The sequence below is a fragment of the Paraliobacillus sp. X-1268 genome (assembly GCF_003426095.1).
Classification (GTDB): Bacteria; Bacillota; Bacilli; order Bacillales; family Amphibacillaceae; genus Paraliobacillus_A; species Paraliobacillus_A zengyii.
Genome location: NZ_QJSK01000001.1, coordinates 531,083 through 544,770 on the forward strand (window position 1 = coordinate 531,083; position 13,688 = coordinate 544,770).

Here is a 13,688-nt window from a genome sequence, read left to right on the forward strand (position 1 = left end):
TCACCCCGTATCATTCATTCTTCATCATTATAATTCATTGTATACGTAACGGTAAACTAGTCCTTATAACGTATGTCTTTTTCATTTCTTTTGCAAGCGAGTTAAGAAAAAACCATCCGTTTGATAATCATCCGGGAATATTTGTAACCCTAGATCAGATAAACCAGGCGCATTTTGGATGAATGTCGGTAATGTTTCGAAAAAAGACTTATCTATTTCAAAGTCCGTATTAACTAGTAAAAAGGCTTCTACTACTTTTTCATTCTCTTCCTTATCAACTGTACATGTACTATATAAAAGTTTACCATCATTTTTTAATAATTGTGCAACATTTTCTAATAATGACATCTGAATGGTTGCTAATTTATTAATATCTGCTTCACTTTTATTGTATTTAATATCTGGCTTCCCTCTAATAACTCCTAAACCTGAGCAAGGTGCATCCACTAATATGCGATCAAATGTATTCGGATTATGATAGACATCTAAGTTTCTCGCATCAGCTCCCTTTGTCTCAATATTGGTTAAGCCCAATATCCCTGCTTTTTTTGCAACAAGGTCTGCTTTCTTCTCAAGCAAATCATAGGCGAAAATTTGACCTGTATTCTTTAGTTTTTCAGCTATATGTGTTGTCTTTCCACCTGGAGCACTACAAGCATCTAAGACAATTTGATTCTCTTCTAATTGTAACATTTCCGCTACTAGCATCGAACTTTGATCTTGAATTGACAAACTATTTCTACTAAATAAGTCACTTTTTAATACATTACCTTTGACAACAACAATTCCTTGTTCTGAGAAAAGAGATGCTTCTACCTCATAGCCCTCATCTTCCAGTACTTTCATTGCATCATCTCGTGTTATTTTTAATGGTTGTACACGAACAGTCATCGGTTTTGTATGTAAGTTAGCATGACAAATCAATTCTGTCTTAGTTATACCATAGGTTTTCACCCAGCGTTTTACCAACCACAATGGATGACTTGTTTCTAAACTGAGACGCTCCACATCATCTGAAATCTTATCAAATGAAGGAAAACCGCTTCGCTGCGCACTCCGTAATACGCCATTAACTAATGAAGAAATACCTTCATGTCCCCTTTTTTTAGCAATCGTAACAGCCTCGTTAATAATCGCATGATCCGGAACTTTTTCTAAATAATGCATTTGATAGAAGGATAGATAAAGCAACCATTTTACCCATGACGCTAATTTTTCGGGTTTTTTCACAAAATGGGTTACGAAATAATCCAATGTTAGTTTTCGTTGCAGGGTACCATAAACTATCTCTGTTAATAATGATTGATCTAATGTAGATAACTCATTTGACTTGATCGTATGATCAATTAATAAATGACTGAAAGCACCATTATCACCTATCCGCAATAATATATCTAATGAACTTGCGCGTACATTTTTTTTCTTCATTTTATTCTCCCAACTTTTCCCCAGCTTTTAATGATTGACCGCTCCCACGTACAAAATCTGCAACAGACATTTTCTTTTTTCCTGAAGGTTGTATTTCAGTAATCTTAATGCCTTCTTTATTACCGCAACAAACAATGATCCCTTCAGGGCTAACAGCTACTATTTCACCTGGCTTGTTTGGATAAGTAGTAGGGTCTACTTCTCCCCACCAAATTTTAATATTATTCCCATTTAGTGTTGTACTTGCGACAGGCCATGGGTGAAGTCCTCTAATATGATTATATATTTCGTGATTCGTTTCGTTCCAATCTATTTTTTCTTGTTCTCGTTTAATATTTGGTGCATACGTAACAAGTGTTTCATCTTGCTCTACCGGTTGCGCCGTTTGCTCTAAAATAGTTGGTAATGTTTCCTGTAAAAGTGATGCACCAACTCCAGCTAACTTCTCGTGTAATGATCCGACATGGTCATCGTGATTAATGGCGATTTTAGCCTGTGAGATAATCGCTCCTGCATCTAACTTTTCGGCCATATACATTATGGTTATACCTGTTTCTCTTTTGCCTTGGAGTAGTGCATAGTGAATTGGTGCACCACCACGAAGTTCTGGCAAGAGAGAAGCATGTACATTAATACAGCCAAATTTAGGAACTTCCAATAACGCTTTTGGTAAAATCTGTCCAAAGGCAGCTGTCACAATAATGTCAGGCTCATAAGCTAAGATATCTTGAAAAGTATCTTTAACTTTTTCTGGTTGGTATACTGGAATACCTTGCTTCATTGCTTCCTCTTTAACTGGTGGCGGTGTCAATTGTCTCTTTCTACCTTTAGGACGATCTGGTTGTGTGACAACTAATACAACATTATATTTATCCTCTACTAACTGTTTTAAAATAGGGACGGCGAAATCTGGTGTCCCCATAAATACGACATTCTGCATCAAATACCTCATTTCTACATTAATTGATATGGTTGTAAATCAATTTGGATTAGTAAATCATTTTTTTGAATCTCTTTTTCATAGTAAGCTAAAATTCGCTGTAAAACACGCCGTTGTTCTGGTTCATTTTTGTATTTTATCATGCATTGATAGCGATATCTATCTTTTATCCTTGTGATTGGTGAAGGTGTAGGGCCTAAAACCCGCACTTGACTAGATAAGTGTTTAATTAATAACTGTGTAATCGTCTTTGTCACTTCCATTGCTTTTAATTCATTTGGATGTGAGACCGTTACTAATGTTAGAAAATAGTATGGCGGATAATTATAAGTCTTACGTAATAACATCTCCTGTTTAAAAAAGGTCTCATAGTCATATTGTGCTGCTAGTTCAACACTGTAATGATCTGGTGTATAAGTTTGAATGACAACTTCTCCTGGTAGATGATGTCTTCCCGCACGTCCACTTACTTGTGTTAAAAGTTGAAATGTCTTTTCAGAAGCACGGAAATCAGGTAAATGTAACAAACTATCTGCAGCTAGCACACCAACTAATGTAACATTAGCAAAGTCTAAACCTTTTGCAATCATTTGTGTACCTAATAAAATATCCGCTTCATGATTTCCAAATTGATCTAATAACTTTTCATGTGCACCTTTACGTCTTGTCGTATCAACATCCATCCGAATCACGCGTGCTGCAGGAATCATTTCTTGAATTGCTTCTTCCACCTTTTGTGTTCCAGTACCAAAATAGCGAATTGTTTCACTTAAGCAATCTGGACATTTATCAGGCATCTTTTCTTCATAACTGCAATAATGACACTTTAACTTTTCTGTTTTCCGATGATAAGTTAATGCAATATCACAATGCGGACAATTAATGACATATCCACAATCGCGGCACATTACAAAGGTTGAATACCCTCGACGATTTAAAAATAAGACTATTTGTTCTTTTCGTTCGATACGCTTTTCAATTTCTTCTTTTAATTGTCTAGAAAACATTGTTCTATTTCCAGCATGAAGTTCTTCTCGCATATCAACAATATGTACATCTGGCATTTTTGTTTCATTCATTCGGTCTGGCATCGATAACAGCTGATATATACCTTTACCAGCTCTTGCATATGATTCTAATGTTGGTGTCGCACTTCCTAAAATGACAGGACATTGATGATATTCCCCTCGATAAATCGCCACATCACGGGTATGATAACGTGGATGTTCTTCCTGTTTATAGCTCGTTTCGTGCTCCTCATCTATAATAATAAGGCCAACATTTTCAAATGGTGCAAAAATAGCCGATCTTGCACCAACAACCACATTTACTTCCTTACGTTGAATTTTACGCCACTCATCAAATCTTTCACCTTTTGATAGCGCACTATGCATGACAGCAACTTGTGAGCCGAATCTACCTTTAAACCTCGTAACCATTTGCGGTGTTAATGAGATCTCTGGCACTAAAACGATAGCTTCTTTCCCTTGTTCTAATACATGCTGAATAGACTGTAAATAAACTTCTGTCTTCCCGCTTCCTGTTACACCATGCAAAAGAAAAACGTCGTGACTAGCCGTATCAAGTGACTCAACTATCGGCTCCATTACTTTAACTTGTTGTTTCATTAAAGGAAGTGCATTGGTGCGCTCTATTTGATCATCATTGAAAGGATTTCGGTATATCTCTTGCTTTTTTTCTATTAATAAACCTTCATCTATTAATGGTTTTATTGTTGCCTGTGTTGTATGCAACTTTTTCAAGAAGTCACGTTTTAAGATTATTTCTCTGTTATCTTGAAAATAACGGAGAATTTCTATTTTTTTCTTTGCTTGCTTTGGTAAATCAGCAATTATTTCTTCTAATTCTAACGGATCTTTACCCGCTTCAATCATTGTTTGTTTTTTAAACGTTTCCTTCGAGTTTACTTGGTAAATCATCTCTACTAGATCTGTTTTTATTGCTTGTTGTAAGTATTTATGGGATCCCGATCTTTCAACAAACTCTTCATACTCTAGGTAATCACGATCAGCAAACAATACCTCTAACTCATCAGATAGCTTCTCATCAGTTAAACGATGCAACGTTTTTTTATAGGACGCCTTTAAAGCTTGTGGTAGCATTGCCTGAAAGGTGGAAATATAAAAACTTATCGTATGTTCAGCCAACCATTTACCTAAATCCAATAATTCATCTGTTAACACAGGGGTGATATCCATTAATTCTACAATCTTCTTTAGTGGAGAGAAATCAGAATGGTCTGTAAGCTCTAGGACATACCCCATAATCTTTCTAGGTCCAAATGGAACAATGACACGCATGCCTCGATGTATCGACCCATTTAACTTTTCTGGTATCTCGTAATCGAATACACGGTTTGTTTGGGAGGCAGGCACATCAACTACTACTTTAGCAATATTCACTTTTCATCAGCCTTTAAATCGTTGATTATTTGTTCTAAAATTTGTTTTGCTATTTCCTTTTTTGACGCCAAAGCAAAATGCGTAGCAGCACCAGAACGATGCACGTACGTTACATCATTTGTATTTGATTTGAAACCAGCACCTTTAGCTTGAATATCATTAATAACAATCGCATCCAAGTTTTTGCTCGCTAATTTCTTTTGGCCATGATCGAGGACATTATCTGTTTCAGCAGCGAATCCCACTAAAAATTGATTGGTTTTATTACTACCTAATTCTTTTAAGATATCTGTCGTCCGTTCTAATTCAAGTATTAAGTCGCCGTCTTTCTTTTTCATCTTTTTGTCATACGTTGTTTTAGGTCGATAATCTGCAACTGCAGCTGCTTTAATTACAATATCACTAGCGGTAAAATAATGATTCATTTGCTCATGCATCTCACTAGCTGATACAATGTCCACACGATTTACATTAGCCGGCGTATCTAATTCTACAGGTCCTGAAATAAGGGTTACCTCTGCACCTAATTGTGCTGCTACTTCAGCTAAAGCAAAACCCATCTTACCAGAAGAATGATTTGTAAAAAAACGAACAGGATCAACTTTCTCCTGCGTTGGACCCGCTGAAATTAAAACCTTTTGATTTGCTAACGGTTGACCCGTCTTTCTGGTTTCTTCCAAAACAGCTATGATTGTTTCTGGTTCTTCTAATCTTCCTTTACCTACGTACCCACATGCAAGGTAACCATCACCTGGTTCAATAAATTTATAACCCCATGCGTCTAATTTCTTCATATTGTCAACTACAGCAGGATGTGCATACATATGTACGTTCATTGCCGGTGCTATATAAACATCTGCTTCTGTTGCAGTAACAGTAGTGGATAACATATCATCAGCAATCCCATTAGCTATTTTACCAATCATATTCGCTGTTGTGGGTGCTAGAATAAATAAATCAGCCCAATCTGCTAAATCAATATGAGCTATTTTTTCTACGTCTTTTTCATCGAATGTATCTGTGTAAACTGGATTACGAGATAATGCCTGAAAAGTTAACGGACTGACAAACTCCTGTGCACTTTCTGTCATAATAACTTTTACTTCTGCACCCTTTTGGACCAATTTACTTGTTAGTGCACAAGCTTTATACGCAGCAATGCCGCCTGTTACTCCGAGTACAACATGTAAACCATTTAGCATGTCATTTCTCCTTTCAAAAAACAGTTTATATCTTATTGGATGATTATTTATAGAAGAAACCCTCGCCTGCAGAGTGCAAACGAGGGAATACTAAAGAATAGTCTGTGTTTATCTTCTTTCCTTAACATCAGTTGCAATGTAAGTAAGCTTACCTGCTTGAATTTCTTCTAAAGCAATTCCAACTTGTTTAAATGAGTTAGGATTTTCTAACTGATGTTTTTTCGTTACCTGAATTTGTCTCGCACGTCGAGACGCTAACGTTACTAATGTGTATTTTGAATTAATGATTAATTGTAGCTTATCAATAGACGGTTCTAACATCATAATGAATCAACCTCCAACACTTTCTTATATTGTTTTGCCACACGTTCTCTCTTACAATGTTCACTTTTTACAATTGCCTGGACTTTATCTACAGCCACTTCGACTTGATCATTTACAACAACATAGTCATAAGCGTCCATCATTTCAATCTCTTCTTTGGCCGCATCTAATCTGTTTGCAACTAACGCATCGCTTTCCGTACCGCGGTTAACAATACGTGTTTTTAATTCTTCTAGACTAGGTGGGGATAAGAAAAGAAAAACACCCTCAGGGAAATTTTCTTTAACTTGAAGTGCACCTTGTACTTCAATCTCTAAGAATACATCTCTTCCAAGTTCTAAAGTCTCTTCTACATATTCACGTGGTGTACCATAATAATTACCAACATATTCGGCATATTCTAATAATTGATTGTCTTTAATCATTGATTCAAATTCATCTTTTGTCCGATAAAAATAATCAACTGCTTCTTGTTCACCAACACGTTTTTGTCTTGTAGTCATTGAAATAGAATACTGTAAAGCTGTATCTCTTTCAAATAACGCTTTACGAACGGTTCCTTTTCCCACACCTGACGGACCTGATAATACAAATAAAATACCTTTCTCCTTGATCAACATACATCCTCCTGTTTGCACGAATTTTCATTCATGTCTACTGTTTATTCATCTATCATTTCCTCATGACTTAGAACACGTTGACCTACAGTTTCAGGTTGAACAGCTGACAAGACAACATGATCACTATCTGTAATAATTACAGCTCTTGTTCTACGGCCATAAGTTGCATCTACTAATTTATTATTATCTCGCGCAACCGTAATAATTCTCTTTATTGGTGCAGACTCTGGTGATACGATAGAGATAATACGGTTAGCCGAGACGACATTCCCGAATCCTATGTTTATCAATCTTAAACTCAATCTTGCTCCCCCTCTATGTACATCATCTCCGTGTACGGTTAATCTTAATCTACTTTTACTTTGTATTCCTATATATTATAGTACAATTTAGCACATGATGAAAATATTTATTCAACATTAAGAATTTGTTCTTTCAATTTCTCCATTTCAGTTTTTAGCGTCACAACCCACTCGCTAATTAATGAATCATTTGATTTAGAGCCTATTGTATTTGTTTCGCGAAGCATTTCTTGTAAAATAAATTCTAATTTCCTACCCATTACCTGTTCTTGATCAACCGTCATGCTAAACTGTTTGAGATGACTATGTAATCGTGTAACTTCTTCTGTTATGTCTCCCTTTTCAGCTAACAAGGCAATTTCATGATATATTTTACTATCATCAGGAAGCATTTCCAGTGTGTAAGACTTGATTCTATTTTGAATTCGCTCCCGATATTCTATTATAACAGTTTCTCGTCGTTCACCCAACATATTTATGATTTTTTCTATTTTTTCTATTCTTGTTACCATATCTTCCTTTAATACCTTGCCTTCTTTTATACGCATATCCCAAACTTGTTGACATGCTTTTTCAACGCTGACTAAAATTGCATCTTTTAATTCGTCCGTTTCTTGATCCGTTTCTTGAACGGCTAAAACTTCATTTAGATTTGGTATCATTGCGATTGTCACATCATCTGCTAAATCATAACGCGACTGTACCGTGTGAAACATAGTAATATATTGATCAAAGAGGTTCCAGTCCACTTGTAAATCTCGTTTGACAAATCCTTTACCTTCTATTGAAATAAAGACTTCTATTCTCCCACGTGAAAAATAACGTTGGACATTTTTTTTGATTTTATCTTCAAACATAGAAAAAGCTTGTGGTAGTTTTAGCGAGATATCAAGAAAACGTTGGTTCACGCTTCTGATTTCCACGGAAATGACAGTACCATCTACAATTCTAACTTCTCTACCAAATCCCGTCATACTATTTGTCACATCATCACATCCAATTTTATAATTCATTCTTAAATATATAATAGTAGTATAGCAAAAAAAGGCATGAATATAAAAATGAGACGGAACATAACGAAATTCACTAATTCTTAATATATAACTCAACTTTCAATCTGTAAAACAGACACTTAATTCTTGGTATAACAAGATAGTCTTAAAGTTGACTTCACACCTCTTTGGTAATCATAAGTGCGTTTGATCTGGCGCACGTGAGAGAAACTGTGACATAAGGTATCTTACAACCTTAGACACGCTACAGTAGCAAATGGTCTCCCTTTCCGTGGGCACAACCTCAGCTATCTATAGAAGCAAAGAACGCTTCTATAGAGGATCTTCGGTTTGCGCTGTTCCCACAGGAGTGTCAACCATTTGCTACCTTCGCTGGATAGCGTACCTTTTTTTGAAACAGGTGATAAAGCGCTGTTTATTGAGTCTAACTCGTGTTTTAGTTACCCTTTAATTACAAATAATAAAGCAGCATTTTACACAATTTTTAATTCATGGACTAAAACCAGCGTATCAAATGAAATTGACGACACTCCTGCAGGAACAGCACATGTTTTCGATGGGATGAGTAATCGCAATCCCACGGGCTGAAGATCCACTCGGAAAGCGATCTTTGCTTATCCGAGTTAGCTGAGGCCGTGCCTGCGGAAAGGGAGTCAATTTCATTTGAGGAGCGGTTCTAGAAATTCTTATTTACGACAGAGTCTATGTTTATTCAGTAATTAATTAGTGTCAAGCTTATAATGAACACACGCCAAACTTATAACAGCAAACGCTTAGTGCTTATTTTTTAATTGAGAAAGTTGAGTATTTCATAATAAATGTCTACTTTTCTAAACTAAATCAAAAAACCGAACTATAGTTGAATTATCATCTATTATAGCTCGGTTATTTGATTGCCTTATTTACTTTTTGTTTAAAGTTATAATTTCTTACGACTTAGCTGTGTTCTTGGTGAATCCAAATAAGACTGTCGGAATTGCACTAAGTGATAAGATAAATATCCAGTCACGTAAATGAAGATCGACTGTCTCGAAAACAACTTGCAATGGCGGGTAATAGATAACAACCATCAGTAAAACAACGGAAGAAAATACTGCACCTAACAAATAAATGTTTTGAAATGGATTACGTGAAAAAATTGAACGTTCACTTCGACAATCAAAAACATGAATGAGCTGTGCCATTACGAGTGTTGTAAAGGCGATTGTTCTAGCATACGTTAAATGTGCCGGATCGTTTTGATAGGCAGTCATAAATGCTATTAGCGTAACGACACCGATCAGTAAACCACGTGTTAATATTTTAACACCTAATCCTCTGGAGAAAATACCTTCTTTTACTGGTCGAGGTTTTGTTTTCATCACATTATTCTCTGCTTGGTCAAGTCCTAATGCCATAGCAGGCAAACCATCTGTTACAAGGTTAACCCATAATATTTGGACTGGAATTAGTGGTAATGGAAAGCCTAAAGCGATCGCAAATAACATGACCAATATTTCCCCAACGTTTGAGGCTAGTAGATAACGTACGAATTTCCGGATATTCTCGTATATATTTCTTCCCTCTTCAATCGCTGCCTCAATCGTCGCAAAGTTGTCGTCAAGTAATACCAATGCAGAGGCTTCTTTGGCAACGTCAGTACCAGATTTACCCATACTAATACCAATGTCACTTGCTTTCATTGCTGGTGCGTCATTAACTCCATCACCTGTCATCGCTACTATATGACCTTTTGCCTGTAAAGCTTGGACGATTTTTAATTTGTGTGCAGGCGTTACACGAGCAAATACGTAGACATTATCAACTCTGTCAGCTAATTCCATTTCAGACATATGATTTAGTTCATATCCATTTAGGACTTGTCCACCTAAAGGCAGTATATCTAACTGCTTTGCGATTGCCTCTGCAGTCTTTGCATGATCTCCAGTTATCATTACTGTTTTGATTCCAGCATTTTTACAAGCCTTTATTGCCTTTTTCACTTCCTTGCGTGGTGGGTCCATCATTCCAACTAAGCCAACGAAAGTAAGATTATTTTCAATTGACGTATGATCAAAAGACATATCAGTTTTAATTGGTTTTACGCAGATAGCAATTGTTCGTAAAGCCTGTTCTGTCATCCTATCTAATTTTTCTTCTATTCTATTTTTATCTTTACTTGTAAAAGGCCTACGTTCCCCATCATCCATCATATAATTAATACGAGGAAGTAATACGTCAGGTGCTCCTTTTGTAATCGCAAAACGTCTTTTTTGCTTATCTTCCACAATAACAGTCATTCGCTTACGATCTGAGTCAAATGGTATTTCTTTGATTATTTTGAAATCATTTCGATCGTCTTCCGAAAGATGGGCTTTGTGCGCTGCAATTAGTAAAGCACCTTCCGTTGGATCGCCATCAACCTGCCAGTGTTTCTTTTTTTTAGCCAGCGCTGCATGATTACAGACCATACCATATAATAAAACATCACGTAGTAACCTGTCGGGTACACTTTTTTCCTCTACCTGAAACGCACCAGTTAATGCGTGACCCTCGCCTGTCACTTCTATTAAACGTTGATTTGTGTATATTTGTCTTACTGTCATTCTGTTTTCAGTCATTGTTCCTGTTTTATCTGAGCAAATTACGGTTGTACTCCCTAATGTTTCTACTGCAGATAACTTTCGAACAATTGCTTTCTTCTTAATCATTCGTTGGACACCTAGAGAAAGGGCAACTGTAACAATTGCTGGTAATCCTTCTGGAATTGCCGCTACTGCTAGCGATATCCCAGCTAAGAACATATCGTATAATGGATGCCCTTGCCATACACCAATAAAAACAACAAAAGCTGTAAGTATTAAAGCAATTACAATAAGTATTTTACCTAAATCAGCCAATCTCCTTTCTAACGGTGTTGGCTGGGCTTTCGTTTGTACTAATAGATCAGCAATTTGACCCATCACTGTTTGCATACCAGTCGCAACAACTACACCAACACCCGTACCTTTTGACACTAACGTTCCCATAAAAGCCATGTTTTGTTGGTCAGCATAATCAAGTTCTTCCGTTGCAATCTTTGCTACCTTTTTATGCACGGGTGCAGATTCCCCTGTTAAAGCTGATTCCTCAATTTCTAACCCTTCACCTTGACAGATTCGAATATCTGCAACAATTCGATCCCCATTTGTTAGTTTAATAATGTCCCCAATCACTACTTGTTGGGACGGAATAGTCATCCATTCTTTATCTCGTAGAACGTGTGCTACTGGGGCAGACAATTCTTTTAATTTAGTTAATGATTTCTCGGCCTTTTGTTCTTGAAAAAAACCTATAAAACTATTAATTACTACAATTACAATAATCGCAATTGCATCTACATATTCACCGAGTAGGCCTGATAATAGTGTAGCAGCCAGCAGAACAAATACCATGAAATCCTGAAATTGTTTTATGAAAAGAAAAATTAAAGATGCTTTCTTTTTTTCATCTAGCTGATTGGGCCCCGTTTTCTTTAAGCGTTCTGTTACAACTTCTTTTGTTAGTCCAACTTTTTGATTCACTGCGAGCTTGTCCAAGACTTCTCCTTCACTTAACTGATACCAATTCACATCGCATTCCTCCATCTACTTTCGCTCGTAATCATATCTATGCAGACATACGCAAAAAAATGCTATAATAGGAAATGTTCCAATAGAACAAAGAGGTGATTAACTATGACATTTGATGGCGTTGTTACCCGAGCAATTACACATGAGCTCCAAGAAGATTTAAAATCGGGAAGAATATTGAAGATTTATCAACCAACACAAACCGAATTAGTTTTTACTATTCGGTCACAAGGAAAGAATAAAACATTGCTATTATCCGCGCATCCAAGTTATTCGCGCTTTCATTTAACGGAAGATTCGTATCAAAACCCGAGTGAACCTTCCATGTTTTGTATGCTTTTACGAAAACACTTAACAGGGAGTTTTATTACTAGCATAGAACAACATGAAAACGAACGCATTGTCACGATTCATATTAAAGGGAAAAATGAAATAGGCGATGAAACGGAAAAAACGTTAGTAATTGAAATTATGGGTAAGCACAGTAATATTTTATTAATCGATCATGAAAAAGGACATATTCTAGACAGCATTAAACACGTACCACCCGCACAAAATAGACACCGGACAATATTACCAGGGCAAGCTTATGTATTACCGCCTGATCAAGGGAAATTGAATCCAGTTACGACTGATAACGACACGTTCCGCAAGAAAATGGATTTAAACGCCGGAAAACTAGATCAACAAATAGTGCTGACTTTTATGGGGGTATCTCCTTTATTAGCTAAAGAGATAGTTTCTCGTGCCCACTTAGGATCACTTGAAACCTATGAGAATGCTTTTAAAGACATAAAAACTATACTTCAAGCTCATGAATATCAACCAATTATATTTAAAGAAGTCAAAGAAGATTTCTATGTCTTGCCGTTAACACACATCAAAGCTGAGCAAGAAACTTTTCCTAGTGTAAGTGCCATGCTTGATGCATTCTATTCAGGTAAAGCAGAACGAGATCTTGTTAAACAACAAGCTGGAGACTTATTGCGTTTCCTGAAAAATGAACGCGAAAAAAATGTACGTAAAATAAAAAAACAAGAGCAAACTTTAAAAAAGGCTGAAAAAGCGCCCATGTATCAACGAAATGGTGAACTGCTTACTGCTAACATGCATGCGATCAAATTTGGAGATAAACTTGCAACAGTTATTGACTATTACGATCCAGATCAAAAGGAAATAACGATTGAATTAAATCCAAATAAAACCCCTAGTGAAAATGCACAAAGCTATTTTAAAACGTACCAAAAGTTAAAAAAATCAAAACAAATGGTTATTTTAGAAATTGAAAAAGCTAAGTTAGAAATTATTTATCTTGATGAATTGATTCAACAAATTGGAGAAGCTCGTGTACAAGACATTGAGGAAATAAGAGAAGAGTTACGTGAACAGGGTTATTTAAAAACGAAAACAAAACATCGTAAAAAGCCGAAGAAAGCGAAAAAACCTGAGCCTGAAACATTTATTGCAAGCAATGGAACAACTATATTAGTTGGTAAAAACAATAAACAAAATGAGTATGTAACGATGCGTTTAGCAGCACGTAATGAAATTTGGTTACATACCAAAGACATACCAGGATCGCATGTCGTCATTCGTGACCCAAATCCCGATCAAGAAACATTAGTAGAAGCAGCACAGTTAGCAGCCCTTTTTAGTAAAGCTAAGGATTCTTCATCTGTGCCCGTTGACTACACACAAATTAAGCATGTCAAAAAACCGAACGGGGCAAAACCAGGTTATGTGACATACGATAACCAAAAAACATTATTCGTCACACCAGATAGCGCCCTAATCAAGCAATTAAGACCGAAAAAATAAGCATAACCTCTCCAATGTGTAGCCCTTG

At 36.3% G+C, this 13,688-nt stretch carries 10 protein-coding genes; 1 reads left to right on the forward strand and 9 read right to left on the reverse strand.

The features are described 5' to 3' along the window. Window positions 1–81: 81 nt before the first annotated feature. The 9 genes from rsmB to D2K62_RS02795 form a co-directional block, all read right to left on the reverse strand. Window positions 82–1,428 carry a 16S rRNA (cytosine(967)-C(5))-methyltransferase RsmB gene (gene rsmB / locus D2K62_RS02750; protein ID WP_117160876.1) on the reverse strand — a complete coding sequence of 449 codons (1,347 nt, stop codon included), beginning with the start codon at window positions 1,426–1,428 and terminating at the stop codon, window positions 82–84. 1 nt (window position 1,429) lies between these two features. Then, window positions 1,430–2,368, reverse strand: a complete 939-nt coding sequence (gene fmt / locus D2K62_RS02755) for a methionyl-tRNA formyltransferase (RefSeq protein ID WP_112180798.1) — start codon at window positions 2,366–2,368, stop codon at window positions 1,430–1,432. 14 nt (window positions 2,369–2,382) lie between these two features. Then, window positions 2,383–4,791 carry a primosomal protein N' gene (priA, locus tag D2K62_RS02760; RefSeq protein ID WP_117160877.1) on the reverse strand — a complete coding sequence of 803 codons (2,409 nt, stop codon included), beginning with the start codon at window positions 4,789–4,791 and terminating at the stop codon, window positions 2,383–2,385. Next, complete coding sequence (gene coaBC / locus D2K62_RS02765) at window positions 4,788–5,993, reverse strand: bifunctional phosphopantothenoylcysteine decarboxylase/phosphopantothenate--cysteine ligase CoaBC (RefSeq protein ID WP_112180796.1); 1,206 nt, start codon at window positions 5,991–5,993, stop codon at window positions 4,788–4,790. The genes priA and coaBC overlap by 4 nt, the downstream gene beginning before the upstream one ends. Window positions 5,994–6,101: 108 nt before the next feature. Beyond that, on the reverse strand, window positions 6,102–6,317 hold the full coding sequence (gene rpoZ, locus D2K62_RS02770; protein ID WP_112180795.1) for a DNA-directed RNA polymerase subunit omega: 216 nt from the start codon (window positions 6,315–6,317) through the stop codon (window positions 6,102–6,104). Further along, a complete protein-coding gene (gene gmk / locus D2K62_RS02775; protein ID WP_112180794.1) occupies window positions 6,314–6,934 on the reverse strand; it encodes a guanylate kinase in 621 nt (206 codons plus the stop codon). The genes rpoZ and gmk overlap by 4 nt, the downstream gene beginning before the upstream one ends. Before the next feature lie 44 nt (window positions 6,935–6,978). Then, window positions 6,979–7,239 carry an extracellular matrix/biofilm regulator RemA gene (gene remA / locus D2K62_RS02780; RefSeq protein WP_112180793.1) on the reverse strand — a complete coding sequence of 87 codons (261 nt, stop codon included), beginning with the start codon at window positions 7,237–7,239 and terminating at the stop codon, window positions 6,979–6,981. 107 nt (window positions 7,240–7,346) lie between these two features. After that, window positions 7,347–8,225, reverse strand: a complete 879-nt coding sequence (locus D2K62_RS02785) for a YicC/YloC family endoribonuclease (RefSeq protein ID WP_157967835.1) — start codon at window positions 8,223–8,225, stop codon at window positions 7,347–7,349. Between the two features lie 956 nt (window positions 8,226–9,181). Continuing rightward, on the reverse strand, window positions 9,182–11,842 hold the full coding sequence (locus D2K62_RS02795) for a calcium-translocating P-type ATPase, SERCA-type (RefSeq protein ID WP_255421348.1): 2,661 nt from the start codon (window positions 11,840–11,842) through the stop codon (window positions 9,182–9,184). A gap of 105 nt (window positions 11,843–11,947) precedes the next feature. Here D2K62_RS02795 and D2K62_RS02800 point away from each other — a divergent pair, with 105 nt between their 5' ends. Next, entirely contained in the window at window positions 11,948–13,660 is a 1,713-nt protein-coding gene (locus D2K62_RS02800) for an Rqc2 family fibronectin-binding protein (protein WP_112180789.1), read from the forward strand. Window positions 13,661–13,688 lie beyond the last annotated feature (28 nt).

Excerpts from the sequence above, each read along its gene's own strand:
- rpoZ (WP_112180795.1), bottom strand. The coding sequence starts at position 6,317 with ATGATGTTAGAACCGTCTATTGATAAGCTACAATTAATCATTAATTCA.
- coaBC (WP_112180796.1), bottom strand. The coding sequence starts at position 5,993 with ATGCTAAATGGTTTACATGTTGTACTCGGAGTAACAGGCGGCATTGCT.
- D2K62_RS02800 (WP_112180789.1), top strand. The coding sequence starts at position 11,948 with ATGACATTTGATGGCGTTGTTACCCGAGCAATTACACATGAGCTCCAA.
- fmt (WP_112180798.1), bottom strand. The coding sequence starts at position 2,368 with ATGCAGAATGTCGTATTTATGGGGACACCAGATTTCGCCGTCCCTATT.
- rsmB (WP_117160876.1), bottom strand. The coding sequence starts at position 1,428 with ATGAAGAAAAAAAATGTACGCGCAAGTTCATTAGATATATTATTGCGG.